This is a genomic window from Variovorax sp. P4_B10, assembly GCF_056402375.1.
Genome location: NZ_JBFUHN010000020.1, coordinates 18,139 through 33,301, shown reverse-complemented (window position 1 = coordinate 33,301; position 15,163 = coordinate 18,139). Strand labels below are relative to the sequence as shown.

Annotated in this window: 14 protein-coding genes; 6 read left to right on the top strand and 8 right to left on the bottom strand. The window is 67.8% G+C overall.

Features of this window, described 5'->3' with window-relative positions:
* The first annotated feature begins 91 nt into the window (after positions 1 to 91).
* The 3 genes from AC1DXX_RS11960 to AC1DXX_RS11950 all read left to right on the top strand — a co-directional run bounded on the left by AC1DXX_RS11960 (position 92) and on the right by AC1DXX_RS11950 (position 2,383).
* Positions 92 to 595, top strand: a complete 504-nt coding sequence (locus tag AC1DXX_RS11960) for a Rossmann-fold NAD(P)-binding domain-containing protein (protein WP_478134411.1) — start codon at positions 92 to 94, stop codon at positions 593 to 595.
* A gap of 142 nt (positions 596 to 737) precedes the next feature.
* Complete coding sequence (locus tag AC1DXX_RS11955) at positions 738 to 1,391, top strand: BON domain-containing protein (protein WP_478134410.1); 654 nt, start codon at positions 738 to 740, stop codon at positions 1,389 to 1,391.
* 2 nt (positions 1,392 to 1,393) lie between these two features.
* Positions 1,394 to 2,383: a zinc-dependent alcohol dehydrogenase family protein gene (locus AC1DXX_RS11950; RefSeq protein ID WP_478134409.1), complete on the top strand. Its 990-nt coding sequence runs from the start codon at positions 1,394 to 1,396 to the stop codon at positions 2,381 to 2,383.
* A gap of 15 nt (positions 2,384 to 2,398) precedes the next feature.
* Here AC1DXX_RS11950 and AC1DXX_RS11945 read toward each other — a convergent pair whose 3' ends face one another.
* The 5 genes from AC1DXX_RS11945 to exaC form a co-directional block, all read right to left on the bottom strand.
* Positions 2,399 to 3,751, bottom strand: coding sequence for an MBL fold metallo-hydrolase RNA specificity domain-containing protein (locus tag AC1DXX_RS11945; RefSeq protein WP_478134407.1), 1,353 nt, complete (start codon positions 3,749 to 3,751; stop codon positions 2,399 to 2,401).
* Between the two features lie 27 nt (positions 3,752 to 3,778).
* The gene (locus AC1DXX_RS11940; protein WP_478134406.1) at positions 3,779 to 4,603 is read right to left on the bottom strand and encodes a universal stress protein; all 825 of its coding nucleotides are present in this window, start codon (positions 4,601 to 4,603) and stop codon (positions 3,779 to 3,781) included.
* Positions 4,604 to 5,074: 471 nt separating this feature from the next.
* A complete protein-coding gene (locus AC1DXX_RS11935; protein ID WP_478134405.1) occupies positions 5,075 to 6,580 on the bottom strand; it encodes a thymidine phosphorylase family protein in 1,506 nt (501 codons plus the stop codon).
* A 19-nt stretch (positions 6,581 to 6,599) separates the two neighbouring features.
* Positions 6,600 to 7,010 carry a hypothetical protein gene (locus AC1DXX_RS11930; RefSeq protein WP_478134404.1) on the bottom strand — a complete coding sequence of 137 codons (411 nt, stop codon included), beginning with the start codon at positions 7,008 to 7,010 and terminating at the stop codon, positions 6,600 to 6,602.
* A 94-nt stretch (positions 7,011 to 7,104) separates the two neighbouring features.
* Positions 7,105 to 8,625 (bottom strand): acetaldehyde dehydrogenase ExaC, encoded by a 1,521-nt coding sequence (gene exaC, locus AC1DXX_RS11925; protein WP_478134403.1) that lies wholly within the window; start codon positions 8,623 to 8,625, stop codon positions 7,105 to 7,107.
* A 281-nt stretch (positions 8,626 to 8,906) separates the two neighbouring features.
* Here exaC and AC1DXX_RS11920 point away from each other — a divergent pair, with 281 nt between their 5' ends.
* Entirely contained in the window at positions 8,907 to 10,850 is a 1,944-nt protein-coding gene (locus AC1DXX_RS11920) for a sigma-54-dependent Fis family transcriptional regulator (protein ID WP_478134402.1), read from the top strand.
* 61 nt (positions 10,851 to 10,911) lie between these two features.
* Here AC1DXX_RS11920 and AC1DXX_RS11915 read toward each other — a convergent pair whose 3' ends face one another.
* Together AC1DXX_RS11915 and AC1DXX_RS11910 are read right to left on the bottom strand one after the other, a co-directional pair.
* Positions 10,912 to 11,262 carry an HU family DNA-binding protein gene (locus tag AC1DXX_RS11915; protein WP_478134401.1) on the bottom strand — a complete coding sequence of 117 codons (351 nt, stop codon included), beginning with the start codon at positions 11,260 to 11,262 and terminating at the stop codon, positions 10,912 to 10,914.
* Between the two features lie 168 nt (positions 11,263 to 11,430).
* Complete coding sequence (locus tag AC1DXX_RS11910) at positions 11,431 to 12,456, bottom strand: alpha/beta fold hydrolase (protein WP_478134399.1); 1,026 nt, start codon at positions 12,454 to 12,456, stop codon at positions 11,431 to 11,433.
* 110 nt (positions 12,457 to 12,566) lie between these two features.
* On the opposite strand from AC1DXX_RS11910, the gene AC1DXX_RS11905 reads away from it, so the two are divergent.
* Positions 12,567 to 13,058, top strand: coding sequence for a cupredoxin domain-containing protein (locus AC1DXX_RS11905; protein ID WP_478134398.1), 492 nt, complete (start codon positions 12,567 to 12,569; stop codon positions 13,056 to 13,058).
* Positions 13,059 to 13,082: 24 nt separating this feature from the next.
* Here the strand turns inward: AC1DXX_RS11905 and AC1DXX_RS11900 are convergent, their stop codons facing one another.
* Complete coding sequence (locus AC1DXX_RS11900; protein WP_478134397.1) at positions 13,083 to 13,871, bottom strand: DeoR/GlpR family DNA-binding transcription regulator; 789 nt, start codon at positions 13,869 to 13,871, stop codon at positions 13,083 to 13,085.
* Between the two features lie 212 nt (positions 13,872 to 14,083).
* Between AC1DXX_RS11900 and deoC the strand changes: the two genes are divergently transcribed.
* Entirely contained in the window at positions 14,084 to 15,163 is a 1,080-nt protein-coding gene (deoC, locus tag AC1DXX_RS11895; protein WP_478134396.1) for a deoxyribose-phosphate aldolase, read from the top strand.

The window sequence follows — 15,163 nt, the reverse complement described above, 5'->3', positions numbered from 1 at the left end:
ATTGCGATCGGCGCAGTCCCTGTGCCTTGACTTGTATCAAGCCCGGGACCTTCGGCATCCTTAACCTTGGCATGTCACATTGACCATTGCCATGCCTCTTTCCAACAACGCCCGCAGCCCTGAGGCCGAGCCGCAGCTTTCCCCGTTGAACGTGGCGAGCCTGCTGCGCCACGCGCGCATCCTCCAGCGTGCCGCGCTGGATGGGACCACACGCAAACTGCTGCGCGGCAAGAACCTGGGGCTGTTGTGCGAAACCCAGCCCGACGAGGCCCAGGCGCTGTTCCGCCTTGCGGCCGAGGAGTTGGGCGCCCATGTGGCCGTCATGCGCTCGAGCCTGTCGCCTGCGAGTACGCCGCAGGAAGTGCAGCACACCGCCCGCATGCTCGGCCGTCTCTACGAGGCCGTGGAATGCCAGGGTCTGGACCCTGTGCTCGTGCAGCGCATCGCCCAGCACGCCGGGATCCCGGTCTTCGACGGAGCCGCCACGAAAGACCATCCGGCGGACCGCCTTGCGGAACTGCTCGGCGACAAGACCCCGCTGGCCGACAACCGGCGCTTCGTGCTCCAGGCCCTGCTGCTGGACGCCATTGCCTGAGTCGCCGGGCACCTCCCGCGCGCGCACTTGATCCAGCGCAATACGGCCTGCTCGCCCGCTTCCTACAGTGGATTCCACGGTTGCCGCTGCCCTCGCATGACGACCGCCCTTCCCTCCATTCGTTCACTGCAAGGAATCCCCCATGAAGACCGATACCCAATTGCGCAACGATATCCAGGCCGAGCTGAACTGGGCGCCCGACGTCAAGACCTCCGACATAGGCGTGATCGTCAAGGACGGCGTGGTGACCCTCACTGGCCATCTCGCCAGCCATGCCGAGAAGTACGCCGTCGAGCGCGCCGTGCAGCGCGTGCATGGCGTCAAGGCACTGGCCATCGAACTGACGGTGAAGCTGCCCTTCGACAACCAGCGCACCGATGCCGACATCGCCCTGGCGGCCGAACGCGCACTCGCGTGGAACGTGCTCGTGCCCGACGACAAGATCCGTCCCATGGTGGAGGAAGGCTGGCTCACGCTGAACGGCGAAGTCGAGTGGGACTACCAGCGCAGCGCCGCCGAAAACGCCGTGCGCGACCTGATGGGCGTGACCGGTGTGTCGAACCTCGTGAAGGTCAAGCCGAAGGTGAGCCCCGCTGACGTCGAGAAGAAAATCCACGAAGCGCTTTCGCGCCAGGCCGACCGCGAGGCGCGCCAGCTCGCCATCGCGGTCGACGGCTCGCAGGTCACGCTGCGCGGCACGGTCCATTCCTGGACCGAGCGCGACGCGGTGCAAGGCGCTGCATGGGCCACGCCGGGTGTCTCGATGGTGGTGAACGACCTGCTCGTGGACGCCTGAGCATGCGCGCCATGGTGCTGAGCGCCGCGCTGCTGCCACTCGAACTGGAGCGGCGCAACATCCCGAAGCCCGGCCCCGGCGAACTGCGCCTGCGCGTGCTGGCCTGCGCGGTCTGCCGCACCGACCTGCACATCGTCGACGGCGAACTGCCGCTGCCCGTGCTGCCGATCGTGCCGGGGCACGAGATCGTGGGCGTGGTGGAGGCGCTCGGCGCGGGTGTCGAAGGCCATCGCATCGGCGACCGCGTGGGCGTGCCGTGGCTGGGCCACAGCTGCGGCTGTTGCGGTTTCTGCATGGAGGGCCACGAGAACCTGTGCGAAGCGCCGCGCTTCACCGGCTACCACCGCGACGGCGGCTTCGCGAGCCACGTGATCGCCGAGGCGGCGTTCTGCCTGCCGCTGGCCCTGCCCGAAACCGACGCCACCCGCATCGCCCCCTTGCTCTGCGCGGGCCTGATCGGCTGGCGCAGCCTGAAGATGGCCGGCGAAGGCGCGCACCGGCTGGGCCTCTACGGGTTCGGCGCCGCGGCGCACCTGGTGGCGCAGGTCGCCACCGCGCAAGGGCGCGAGGTTTACGCATTCACCCGGCCTGGCGACCATGAGGCGCAAGCTTTCGCGCGCAGCCTCGGCGCCAGATGGGCCGGTGGCTCGGACGAGCGCCCGCCCGAACCGCTGGACGCGGCCATCATCTTCGCGCCCGCCGGCGAACTGGTGCCGGCGGCGCTGCGCGCGGTGCGCAAGGGCGGCCGGGTGGTGTGCGGCGGCATCCACATGAGCGACATCCCGGCCTTCCCCTACCAGCTGCTGTGGGAAGAACGCAGCGTGGCCTCGGTGGCGAACCTCACGCGCGCCGATGCCCAGGAGTTCCTGGATTTCGCACAGACGCATCCGCTGCAGGTGCATGTCAGGACCTATCCGCTGAGGCAGGCCAACGAGGCGCTGGCCGATCTGCGCGCAGGCCGGATCGAAGGCGCCGCGGTGCTGGTGCCCTGAGCCGGGCGCCGGATTTCAGAGTTCCTGCGATTCGCGGTAGTCGGGCACGGTGCAAGGCCAGCCGTGGCGCTCCTCGATGGCCAGCCGCAGCGCATCGGCCGCCACCGGCTCCCCGTGGGTCACGAACACCCGACGGGGCGCGCGCTGGGCATCGAGCCAGGCCAGCAACTCGTCGCGGTCGGCATGGGCCGACAGGGTCTCGAGGTTGGCGACCTCCGCGCGCACCGGCACGTAGGCGCCGTGGATCTTGACCGCGTCCGCGCCGCCCAGCATGGCCGCGCCGCGCGTGCCTGCAGCCTGGAAGCCCGCGAACAGAATCGTGTTCCTGGCGTCGGGCGCATAGGCCTTCAGATGGTGCAGCACCCGCCCACCGGTGGCCATGCCGCTCGCGGAAACGATGATCGACGGAAAGCTCAGCGTGTTCAGGCGCCGGGATTCCTCGGGCGTATTGACGATGATCGTCTGCCCCCGCATGGCGGCGCACTGCTCGGCACTCAATCGATGTTCGTCCAGGTGCCTCTGGTAGATGCGCGTGGCGTCCGCCGCCATCGGGCTGTTCAGGTACACCGGCATGTCGGGAATGCGCCGCGCCTGCTTGAGCAACTGGATGCAGTGCAGCAGCGTCTGGGCGCGCCCGACGGCGAAGGCCGGAATCACCACGATGCCGCCGCGCGCGGCCGTCCGGTTGATCACGCCCGCCAATTCGGCCAGCGTGTCCGACGCCGGGTGCTTGCGGTTGCCGTAGGTCGACTCCACCACCACGTAGTCCGCCGGCTCGGCGACTTCGGGCGGGCGCATCAGCAAATCGTCGCTGCGCCCCAGGTCGCCCGAAAAGAGGATGCTCGCTCCCTCCCAGCCGATGCGCACGCTGGCGGCGCCCAGGATGTGGCCGGCGCGGTGCAACTGCCACGACCAGCCTGTCCAGGGGGCGCACTCCTGGCCGAACGGCAGCACCTCGAAGCGCTTCAGGGCCGCGCGCGCATCCTGTTCCGTATACAACGGCAATGCGGGCTTGTGCCTGGAATGGCCGTGGCGATTGGCGAAGTCGGCGTCCTCTTCCTGCAGGCGGCCCGAGTCGGGCAGCAGCAGTTCGCAGAGTTCGCGGGTGGCCGAGGTGCAATACACCTTGCCCCTGAAGCCGAGCTGGACCAGCCGCGGCACGAAGCCGCTGTGGTCCATGTGTGCGTGCGTCAGCAGCACGGCATCGATGCCCGCGGGGTCGACCGGCAGCGCATCCCAATTGCGCAAGCGCAGCTGCTTGAGGCCCTGGAAGAGTCCGCAGTCGACCAGCAGGCGCCGCCCCTCGTGCGTCAGCAGGTATTTCGAGCCGGTGACGGTGCCGGTGCCGCCGAGGAAATCGATGCGCATGCCGTTGCCCCCTGTCGTGCGGACAGCTCAGTGCGACATCAGCACGGGCAGCGTCATCCACTGGAGGATGGACAGCGTGGCCCCGCCCATCACCCATTCGCGCGCCCGGCTGTGGCCATAGCAGCCCATGACCAGCAGGTCCGAGCCCAGGTCGGCGGCGAAAGACAGCAGCTTGTTGCCGGCATCGTCGTCCTTGTCGCCGCCGGGATGCAGGGTGGCGTTCGGGATGCCCTGTACCCGCAGGTAGTCATGCAGGCGCTGCAAGGATGCCTCCGCGTCCTCGCCATAGGCCACGGCATGCACCCGGGACGCCTTGCGCAGCCACGGCAGCGCGGCGGTCACCGCGCGCGCAGCCTCGCGTGTCTCCTTCCATGCCACCAGCACGTTCCGGCCGACGGGACCGACAGGCCCTGCGTACGGCAGCACCAGCGCCGGCCGGCCGCTCTGCACCAGCAGGCTGGGCAGGAAGTCGCCGGGGAGCTCGGCGTCCATCGGGTCGTTCCGGTCGCGCTGGCCCAGGATCATCAGGTCGGCGTAGAGCGCGAGCCGGGCGAATTCCCACGGCCCGTCGCTCTGCGGCTCGGCCCAGTGCAGGCGCTGCGAGCCCGCGCCGTGCGCCATGAAGGTGGCGTGCATCTTGTCGCGCGCCGCCTTGTCGACCTCCTGCATGATCGCGACGGCCTCCGCTGCGGCCTCGATGGCGAACGGGTAGCGCATGAGCGCGGACAGGGTGCACGGCTGGCCGGTGACTTCGGCGTCGAAGGTCTCGGCGAGTTGGCGGGCCAGCCGGATGCGCTCCACCGTGCGGGCCGAGCCGTCGAGGTGAAGCAGGATGGATTTCGGGGTCTGCATGAAGGCTCCTTCGGCTTGCATCTGTGCGATGCGATGTGCCGACCTTAGGCGCCCCCTCCTCGCACGGCCTTGCGCTGGATCAAGCACCCGCAAACTTCCACGCGACGGCGTCGATGCTTGATCCAACGCAACACCGTCCGCTGTTCGGGCGCGCAAGATTCACTTTTCTCCCCCGTTCAAGGAGAAGGCCTCATGTCCTTCCTGTCGAACTCCTTCTGGCCGATCGTCGCGCTCTGCGCGGCACTGGGCGCTGCCGCCCTGTGGCTCGCCTTCCGGCTGTTGATCATGTGGATCACGCTCGACTGAGGCTCACGGAGGCGCTTCCATGCGCACCAATCTCCTCAGGAAACTCGCCGGGGCGAGACTGCCCTGCACCGAGGCCTCGAGATCACACGCTTGGGATGAAAGGCCCTGGCTGCGGATGCGGCGGTACAGGACGCGCCGTCGCCCGCCATGCCTCGGTCCGGAGTTTCAGGGAACGGCCTCGACGCAGACGACCGGTAGTTGCGAGCGCACGAAGCTCAAGGCGTATTGAAGCGCGCCGAAGCTTTCGGCATGCAGCGTGAAAAGGGGCTGGCCGAGTTTGACGCGGTCCTGCACGCGCACATGCATCGAAGCGCCTGCCGCTGGATCGCGCGGCGCACCGGCCAGCTTGGCCATCCGCGCGACCAGACGAGTGTCGATCGCCGACACCACCCCATCGATGGGCGCGGTCACGCAGTGCGTGTGTGCCGCCTTGGACGGCACACGCAAACCGCCTTGCGCTTCGCAGATCGCGATGAACTTGGCCAATGCACGTCCGTCGTCGAGCACCTCGCGCGCCAGCGACTTGCCGATGCCCGGCGCAGCCCGCCCCGCCATCTCGAGGACCAGTCCGGCCAGCAAGAGCGCGCGTTCGCGCAGGTCCTGGGGGGCGTCGGCCGTGCGTTCGAGCACGGCCATCACGTCCATGGCCTCCAGCGCGGGGCCGACGCCCCGGCCGACCGGCTGACTGCCGTCGGTGAGCGCTGTCTGCACCTGCAGCCCCAGTGCCGCGCCCACCGATATCAGGCTTCGCGACAGCTGGCTGGCAGCATCGTGGCTGCGCACTTTGGCCAGCGCGCCGACTGGAATATCGATCAGCACGCGCTGCGAACCCATCGCTGATTTCTTGGAAAGAATGGATGCCACCATCAGGCCCTCGCTGTCGATGCTCAACGGCCTTTCCACGCGAATCAGCATGTCGTCGGCGGGGCTGACGCGCATCGCGTTGCCCCATGCGATGCAGCCCCCTTCGCGCTCGACGACGCGGCGCATCGCCGCCAGGTCAAGGTCGACGGGTGCGAGCGTCTCCATCACGTCTGCCGTGCCGGCCGCCGATGTGATCGCACGCGAGGAGGTCTTGGGCATCACCACGCCGCAAGCCGTGACGATGGGCACCACGACCAGTGTGGTCCGGTTGCCCGGCAATCCGCCAATGCAGTGCTTGTCCACCACAGGCGACGTTCCCCAATCGATGCGCTCCCCGACATCAACCATGGCACGCGTCAGCGCGACAGTCTCGTCGAGATCGAGGCCACCGCCGGCGCAGACCGTCACGAAGGAAGCCAGGTGAATTTCGGGGAGGCGACCGTGGCTCACGTCGTCCATCAGCGCGCGCAGCGCCACATAGTCCCATCGCCCGCCATGGACCTTGGTGCGCAGGTGCGCCAGCGATTCGAGTACCGGCGGGTGTCGCACCACCAGCTCTTCGCCCTCGGCCGCGTCCATCAAGGTCCAGGCCGCCTCCGAAAGCGCGATCTCGTCATGCCGAAGCCAGTCGCCGTTCACTTGGTGCAGGATCGCGAGCAGATGGCGCCCGTTGGCGATCACCTCGACCTGCGCCTGCGACTGAAAGCCCTCGGCCCGGCAGGCATCGCAGTCGCTGCGCATGTAGACCACGGGCTGCTGGTAGGTGTCGATGCCAGCGCGGCGGGCCAGTAAACGGTTGGGGGACATCGCCGCGCCAACGGTCGATCTAACGGCGAGTGGCCGCAGGCGACTGGGCGCCTTCGCGATCCAGCATCATCTGCATGGTCATGTCCTTCATGTCCATGCAGCGCTTCATCATGTCGTCAGACGCGGCACCGCCTTGCGAACCCGACGCGCCCCCCATCTGGCACATCATCGACATTCCGGCCTGCATGGCCTTCATGTGTTCGGCCATCAAGGCCTTGCGCTCCTGGGGCGTCTTGGCGGCCATCATTTTCTGGTGCATCTCCCGCATCCGCGCCATCTGTTGGTCCGACGTCATGGCCGCGGACGGAGGCGCTCCAGGCGGATGGTGCAGCGCGTGATCCTTGGCCTCTTTGCCGTCAGTGGAGGGCAACACGGTGCAGCCCGCCAGGACGGCCAGCGCAATGGAGCCCAGTGTGCGAGCGGTGTTCATGGCGAATCCTTTGAAGTGGCGGGCCATCATCGGCCCGGCCACGTCCCTCCAGGTTGACGCACGTCAAGCCCTTCGCCAATCTCGCCGCCAGCCTTCAGAAGAACCCGAGCTTCTTCGGCGAATAGCTCACGAGCAGGTTCTTGGTCTGCTGGTAGTGGTCGAGCATCATCTTGTGCGTTTCCCGGCCGATGCCCGACTCCTTGTAGCCGCCGAAGGTGGCGTGTGCCGGGTAGGCGTGATAGCAGTTGGTCCACACCCGGCCGGCCTGGATGGCACGGCCCATGCGGTAGGCGGTGCTGCCGTCGCGCGTCCACACGCCGGCGCCCAGGCCGTAGGGGGTGTCGTTGGCAATCGCCAGCGCTTCGGCCTCGGTCTTGAAGGTCGCGATCGCGAGCACGGGACCGAAGATCTCCTCCTGGAAGATCCGCATCTTGTTGTGCCCCTTGAACAGCGTGGGCTGGATGTAGTACCCGCCGGCCAGCTCGCCGCCGAGCTGCGCGCGGCCGCCGCCGGCCAGGCACTGCGCGCCCTCTTCCTTGCCGAGGTCGAGGTAGGTCATGATCTTGTCCATCTGGACGGCCGAGGCCTGGGCTCCCATCATGGTCTCGGTGTCCAGCGGGTTGCCCTGCTTGATGGCCTTGATCCGCTCCAGTGCGCGGGCCATGAACCTGTCGTAGATCGACTCCTGGATCAGCGCACGCGAGGGGCAGGTGCAGACCTCGCCCTGGTTGAAGGCAAACAGCACCAGGCCTTCGATGGCCTTGTCGAAGAAGTCGTCGTCCGCGTCCGCGATGTCTTCGAAGAAGATGTTGGGGCTCTTGCCGCCGAGCTCGAGGGTGGCCGGGATCAGGTTGCCGGCCGCGGCCTGCGCAATGACCCGGCCCGTGGCCGTGGAGCCCGTGAATGCGATCTTGGCGATCCGCTTGCTGCCGGCCAGCGCCATGCCGGCCTCGCGGCCGTAGCCGTTGACGATATTGAGCACGCCGGGCGGCAGCAGGTCGGCCAGCAGCTCGGCCATCACCATGATGCTGACGGGCGTCGATTCGGCGGGCTTGAGCACCACGCAGTTGCCTGCGGCGATGGCGGGCGCGAGTTTCCAGGCGGCCATCAGGATCGGGAAGTTCCAGGGAATGATCAGCCCCACCACGCCCAGCGGCTCGTGAAAATGGTAGGCGATGGTGTTCTCGTCGATCTCGCTCAATGCGCCTTCCTGCGCGCGCAGGCAGCCGGCGAAATAGCGGAAATGGTCGACGGTCAGCGGAATGTCGGCGTTGAGCGTCTCGCGGATCGGCTTGCCGTTGTCCACCGTCTCCGCGTAGGCGAGCAGCTCGAGGTTCTGCTCGAGGCGGTCCGCGATCTTCAGCAGCACGTTGGCGCGCTCGGCCGGAGAGGTTCGGCCCCACTGGCCGGCAGCCGCATGGGCCGCGTCGAGTGCGAGTTCGATGTCTTCCGCGCCGGAGCGGGCTGCGCGGGTGTAGGGCTTGCCGGTGATCGGCGTGATGACGTCGAAGTACTGTCCCTTCAGCGGCGGCACGAACTTGCCGTTGATGAAGTTGTCGTAGGCGGGCTTGAAGTCGATCTTCGCGCCGGGGGTATGGGGGCTGGCGTATTGCATGGTCTTGTCTCCGTCTGGTGGGGGGTGGAAGGCGACCGCGCAAACCGGATGCCGCGCGGACCCGGGGGTGCGGCATTGCATGCGCCGTGCCAGCGGGCCTTGAACGCGAATCCCCTGATCTGGCGCAAGAATCGGGTCAGCTTCCTGCGCCAGACTGCGCAAGCGGTGTGCTGCGATGAGCAACTGTCACGAAACGGGACAGTGCAGCCCCGCATTCATGCTCAAACAGCTCGACGTCCGTTACACCCCGGGGCCCGCAGAGGCCCGCCTGGAGACAAGAGATGCACGCGAACCCCCTCATCGTCGCCCGCACGCCGGGCTCGCGCCTGCGCGAAGCGCGCCGCCAGCTGGCGACCACCGGCGAGGTCGCCGACGGACTCCTCGATGCCGCGTTGCGCCGAAGCTGGGAGCGCAGCCGCGGCTTCGGCCTGGCGCCATCGGGGCGCGCGCCCGGCGTTCCCCACGCATCCGCGGCGCAACTCGCACGGGCGCTGGACCAGCAGCGCGAACTCGCGTCCCATGCGCGGCCGGTCATGGAGTTCCTGTTCGAACAAATGCGCGACACCGACAGCATGGTCATCCTCGCCGACGCACAGGGCATGCTGCTCGAGGCCCTGGGCGATGCGCATTTCGCGAACCGCGCCCAACGCGTGGCCCTGCGCCCCGGCGCCAACTGGAACGAGCAGTGGCGCGGCACCAATGCCATCGGCACCGCGCTGGCCGACGCGGCGCCGGTGGTGGTGCATGCAGGCGAGCACTACCTCGACCGCAACGGCTTTCTCACCTGCACGGCCGCGCCGATCACCGGGCCGGACGGGCGCGTGCTGGGCGTGCTCGACATTTCGGGCGACCACCGCGGCTACCACCGTCATGCGCTGGCACTCGTCCGGCTCGCCGTGCGTACCGTCGAGCAGAAGCTGTTCGACACGCGCCATACCGCGAACCTGCGCCTGCGCCTGCATCTCCAGCCCGAGGGCATCGGCAGCGTGACGGAGGGCCTGCTGGCCCTGTCGGACGACGGATGGGTGGTGGGGGCCAATGCGGCGGCACTCGCGCTGCTGGGCCTCTCCCGCTGCGACGTCGGCGCCACCACCGTGGAACAGGTGCTGCAGCTGGAAGTGCCGACGCTGATGGCCTGGTGCCGCCAGCCGGCCGGCGCGCCACGCGTGGTGCGCAGGCATGACGGCAGTGCTCTCTGGTTGCGGGTAGAGGCCGGGCGTCACGTCCTGCCGGCACCCCGAGACGATCGCATCGCTCTCCATTCGGCGAGAACCCAGGCCGATGCGCTGACCGAACTGGACACCGGCGACCCGGTCATGCGGGCCGCGGTCGAGCGCGCGAGGCGCGTGCTGGACAAGCCGATCGCGTGCCTGTTGCTCGGTGCGTCCGGCGTCGGCAAGGAGATGTTCGCCCGGGCCCTGCACGCCAGCGGAACACGCCGCGAGGGCCCGTTTGTCGCCGTCAACTGCGCTGCGCTGCCGGAACAGCTGATCGAGGCCGAGCTCTTCGGCTACCGTCCCGGCGCCTTCACCGGTGCCAGCCGGGAAGGCGCGATCGGCCGCATCCGCGAGGCGCACGGAGGCACCCTGCTGCTCGACGAGATCGGCGACATGCCGCTCGCGCTGCAGGCGCGGCTGCTTCGCGTGCTCCAGGACCGCCAGGTGCTCCCGCTGGGTGGCGGCAAGCCGGTGACGGTGGACTTCCGCCTGGTGTGTGCGACGCACCGCAACCTGCGCCGCGAGATCGAGGCCGGGCGCTTCCGCGAAGACCTGTACTACCGGCTCAACGGGTTGACGCTCCAGTTGCCGCCGCTGTGCGAGCGGCAGGACTTGCCACTCCTGGTGGCCCGGATGCTGCGCGACATCCAGCCGGATCGCGACCTGCAGCTCGCCCCCGAACTGGTGCTCGCCATGTCGCAGTACCGCTGGCCGGGCAACCTGCGTCAGTTGAACAGTGCGCTGCGCACCGCCTGCGCGCTGCTCGGCGACCATGAGGCCCAGATCGACTGGTGGCATCTGCCCGACGACCTGGCGGACGAACTGCGCGACATCCCGGCGGCGCCCCCTCCGGCCGCTGTCGATACGGCGGATCTGAAGGCCCTCTCGGCACGCACGATGTCGCAGACGGTGCAGTCGTGTGCCGGGAATCTTTCCGAGGCAGCCCGCCGGCTGGGGATCAGCCGAAACACGCTCTACCGCAGGCTGCGCCAGTTACCGCCCGGCTGATTCCAAAAAAAAGCGGCCCTCGAGGGCCGCCTTCATGCCGCAGCTTGCGCTGCAGAACGAATCACTTCTTCTTGACCGCGGCCTTCTTGGCTGCGGGCTTGGCGACCGCGGCCTTTTCGGACTTGCGCTTTGCCGCCTTGGGATCGACCGCTGCCTTGAATGCTGCACCGGGAACGAACTTCGGCACTTTTTGCGCGGCGATCTTGATCTTGGTGCCCGCTTGCGGATTGAAGCCGGTGCGCGCCGCACGAGCCACTTGCTTGAAGGTGCCGAAGCCGACGATCTGGACGGGGTCGCCCTTCTTGACGGCCGCGACGATGGAGCTCGTCACGGTTTCGAGGATGCGCGCGGCTTCAGCCTTGCTGACAGTGTGGACGGTGGCGATTTTTTCGACGAGTTCGATGCGGTTCACTCAGAATTTTCCTTGGACTAAAAAATAAGGCAGTTGCCTGGTAACGCAGCGGCCAGCCGGAGCCGGCCGCGAGCGTCGGCAGTTTAGCTGCAGAGACGCCTGCCATTGGCGCGCCGGCATGCGGCCGACACGACAGGGGCTCCGAGGCGCAGCCTCTCGTGGCCGGCGTCAGGGGGACTCGGAGCGGCGGTCAGTGCGAACCGTATCGACCACGGAGAGCACTGCATCGACCACGGCATCCGGGTCGTCGAATTGAACGTTGTGCCCGGAATTCGGCAGGACCTCGTGCCGGCCCCGCGAGGACCAGCCCGCCTCCTCCTCATGCATTTGCCGCCAGACGGCTTGAACCTGCCTGCCTTGCTCGGGCGTGATCTTCATGCCCCGGAGCTCTGCCGCGGAGTAAGGCGCCATCGCGGTGAGCACCACCAGCGGGCGACGACCCAACGCTCGAAAGGCCCTTGCTTCGGCCAGCGTGCTGTCCGTCGAATCGCTCTCCGCGAGTTGTGTACGCAAGGACTTCGGTGCGTACGCCCGGATCGCCTGCGCATCGCGCGCGGTCTGGTGCGCTTCCTGCGTCAGGAGCACAGGGGCTGCTGCGCGCAGGATGCCGGACCATGCAAGTGCCACACCGATCCGGGACCGGACGGATCGCGATTCCGTCATCCAGCCTGCGACGCGCTCGACCTGCTCCGGATGGGAGGGGTCGACAAAAACCAACCCCGCCACCTCGGCCCCGAAGTCCCTCGTGAAGCGCATGGCGTAAAGACCGCCCAGGGACTGGCCAACCAGCACGAAAGGGCCGTGTTCGCCTGCGTGGGCCAATGTCGCGCGAAGGTCTTGCACTGCCCGCCTTGCGCTGGGAGGCTCGTCCGAAGGATCGCTCCACATCAGCCCCGCGCGGCTGTACGCGCATGCCCGCGTGTGTGCAGCGACCCTCGCCTGGACCGGCGCCCAGCTCAGTGAACCGTCGACGCTCAACCCCGCTTCGAACACGACGGTGGGCGAGCCGGAACCCTGGCAATCCAGCTGGATTCTCCGGCCGCCGATATCGATCATTCTCCCGGGCGCAGGGAAGTCCCGGGCAGCGCGGTATTGACCGACGCGCTCGTAGACGATGCCCGTCAGAATGACGAGGGCAACGAATGCCGCGCCTCGCAGGCCGATACGCACGATTCGACTTTTCGAGGTTTTCAATGTTCAGCCTCGTGGCACCCCGCCACGCAGAAATGATGCTTTTGTAATCCAAGTGACGGGAAATCGGTGGGCTGGATTCCTAGAGTGCACTCCTTGAAGGAAACCATCCCATGAAATACACCCTCCGCAACACCACGTTCGCCGCCCTGGCAGCCCTGGCCGCCGCAGGCGCCTCGGCCTCGGGCATCCATGCCGGCGATCACGGCCATGACGCCGAAGAGGCCATCGGCAAGCCCGGCGTGGCCGCCAGGGCGACCCGCACGATCAACGTCGACATGACGGACAGCATGCGCTTCACGCCGGCCGACATCGGCGTCAAGCAGGGCGAGACCGTTCGCTTCGTCGTCAAGAACTCCGGCCAGCTCAAGCACGAACTCGTGCTCGGAACCGAGAAGAAGCTCAGGGAACACTACGAAGCCATGAAGAAGAACCCGGAGATGGAGCACGCAGACCCGAGCATGGTGACCCTCGCGCCGGGCCAGCGCGGCGAGATCGTCTGGCAGTTCACCCAGGCCGGAAAGGTCGACTTCGCCTGCCTGCAACCGGGCCACTACGACGCCGGCATGAAGGGCGCCGTGAACGTGGCCAAGGCCGGCAGGTAGCCCGACCCGCCGCGCAACGCATGCTCAAGCGGCCGAGGGTCGCGCAAACTCCATCGGCACATCCTTGAACTGCTTGCGCAAACTCGGCGCGGGCGCACCGCCCACCACGATGCGCGCAAAGGCATCGAGCGGACTGAAGAACGCAGGCCGCAGGCGACCGAGCTTGCTTTCATCCACGATCAGAAAGCTCTCCGATGCGCTGCGGATTGCGGCCTGCTTCACCGGCACCTCGTGAAAATTGGAGCAGCTCGCGCCCCGCTCCGGATCCAGCCCACCGGCTGAGATGAAAGCCTTGTTCACGCCCAGCCGGTTGAGATATTGCAGACCCTCGTCGGAAAAAAACGTGGCCGACGACGCGTGGTACAGCCCGCCCAGCAGCATCAGCTGCGTGTTCGGCCGGCGACTCAGGATCGACGCGATGTTGGTGGAGTAACACACCACGCTCAGCGGCATGTCGGGCGGCAAGGCCTCCGCGAAATGGGCCATGGTGGTGCCGCAGTCGATGAACAGGCTGTCGTGCGCCTGCACCCATTCGGCGGCGCGTTCGCAGGCCACGCGCTTGTGCGCCGCATGCTGGTCGCCGGCCTCGTCGAGCGAGTACCTGTCGGCGCCCGGCAGCGTGGTCGCCAGCACGTAGCCGCCGAGGGCGGTGAGCGGGGAGTCGGCGGCCGACAGGTCGCGGCGGATCGTCATTTCCGTCACGTCCAGCCGCTGGGCGGCCTGCTTGATCGGCAATGGGCCGCCGGCCTCGACGAGCTCCTGCATCTTTGCAAGGCGCAAGGCCCGGGCCTCGGCGCCGGCGGTCTTTCGCATGGTCTGGTTCCTCTGGTCCACAAACCCGAGTATCGGGCATCGAAAATGTTATTTCAAAAACATCTTGCGCGATTAAATGTTATTGAAATAACATTCACACCGAATCGCCGCCGGCCCTGCACGACGGCATGCACAACGTTCGGAGACAAAGACATGCCCCTTGCCTGCCTGCCGCACATGCGGCGCCTGCGCGCCCCGGCGCCCTTCACTCCATGAATTCCACCTCCCTCGTTCGCGCCAGCGGCGCGGTGCGCTCGCGCCCCGTTTCGACCGTCGCGGCCGCATCGCCCTCGGCTGCCGTCGCCAGCGCCGCCGCGACGGCGCCCGACGCCAAGCCGCACACCGTCGCACGCAACACCGCGCAACCCTTCGATGCCGCCTGGTTCGACAACATCCGAGTCAACCTCTCGGCCGCGGAACGCCGCGTGGCCACGCTGCCCGGCCGCCGTTCGGTCAAGAAAGATGCGCAGGCCGGCTGGCTGCTCAAGGCCATCAGCTGCATCGACCTGACCACGCTCAATGGTGACGACACGGCCGAGCGCGTGCGCAGGCTCTGCGCCAAGGCCGTGACCCCCGTGCGGCCCGACCTGCTGGCCGCGCTGGGCTTTGCGGACCGCGCGCTGCACACCGGGGCGGTCTGCGTCTATCACCGCTTCGTGGCCACGGCTGTCGATGCGCTCGCGGGCTCCGGCATTCCGGTGGCGGCCGTGTCGACGGGTTTTCCGGCCGGGCTGATTCCGCACGAGCTCAAGCTCAAGGAGATCGAGGCCTCGGTGCGCGACGGCGCGGCCGAGATCGACATCGTCATCACGCGCGAACACGTGCTCACCGGCCAATGGCGCAAGCTCTACGACGAGATGCGCGACTTCCGCCTCGCCGCGGGCGATGCCCACGTCAAGGCCATCCTCGCGACGGGCGAGCTCAGGACGCTGCGCAACGTGGCCAAGGCCTCGATGGTCTGCATGATGGCCGGCGCCGATTTCATCAAGACCTCCACCGGCAAGGAAGGCGTGAACGCCACGCCGCTGGTCACGCTGGTGATGCTGCGCATGATTCGCGCGTACGAAGCCCGCACGGGTTTTCGCGTGGGCTACAAGCCCGCCGGCGGTGTCTCCACCGCCAAGACCGCGCTCGACTACCAGGTGCTCATGAAGGAAGAGCTGGGCCGCGCCTGGCTCGAGCCCGAGCTGTTCCGCATCGGCGCCTCCACCCTGCTGGCCGACATCGAGCGCCAGCTGGAACACCACGTCACGGGCCGCTACTCGGCCTTCCACCGCCACCCGATCGGATGA

Bases quoted from the DNA above. Each gene is read 5' to 3' on its own strand.
- AC1DXX_RS11960 (WP_478134411.1), top strand. From the start codon at position 92: ATGCCTCTTTCCAACAACGCCCGCAGCCCTGAGGCCGAGCCGCAGCTT.
- AC1DXX_RS11955 (WP_478134410.1), top strand. From the start codon at position 738: ATGAAGACCGATACCCAATTGCGCAACGATATCCAGGCCGAGCTGAAC.
- AC1DXX_RS11950 (WP_478134409.1), top strand. From the start codon at position 1,394: ATGCGCGCCATGGTGCTGAGCGCCGCGCTGCTGCCACTCGAACTGGAG.
- AC1DXX_RS11945 (WP_478134407.1), bottom strand. From the start codon at position 3,751: ATGCGCATCGATTTCCTCGGCGGCACCGGCACCGTCACCGGCTCGAAA.
- AC1DXX_RS11940 (WP_478134406.1), bottom strand. From the start codon at position 4,603: ATGCAGACCCCGAAATCCATCCTGCTTCACCTCGACGGCTCGGCCCGC.
- AC1DXX_RS11935 (WP_478134405.1), bottom strand. From the start codon at position 6,580: ATGTCCCCCAACCGTTTACTGGCCCGCCGCGCTGGCATCGACACCTAC.
- AC1DXX_RS11930 (WP_478134404.1), bottom strand. From the start codon at position 7,010: ATGAACACCGCTCGCACACTGGGCTCCATTGCGCTGGCCGTCCTGGCG.
- exaC (WP_478134403.1), bottom strand. From the start codon at position 8,625: ATGCAATACGCCAGCCCCCATACCCCCGGCGCGAAGATCGACTTCAAG.
- AC1DXX_RS11920 (WP_478134402.1), top strand. From the start codon at position 8,907: ATGCACGCGAACCCCCTCATCGTCGCCCGCACGCCGGGCTCGCGCCTG.
- AC1DXX_RS11905 (WP_478134398.1), top strand. From the start codon at position 12,567: ATGAAATACACCCTCCGCAACACCACGTTCGCCGCCCTGGCAGCCCTG.
- AC1DXX_RS11900 (WP_478134397.1), bottom strand. From the start codon at position 13,871: ATGCGAAAGACCGCCGGCGCCGAGGCCCGGGCCTTGCGCCTTGCAAAG.
- deoC (WP_478134396.1), top strand. From the start codon at position 14,084: ATGAATTCCACCTCCCTCGTTCGCGCCAGCGGCGCGGTGCGCTCGCGC.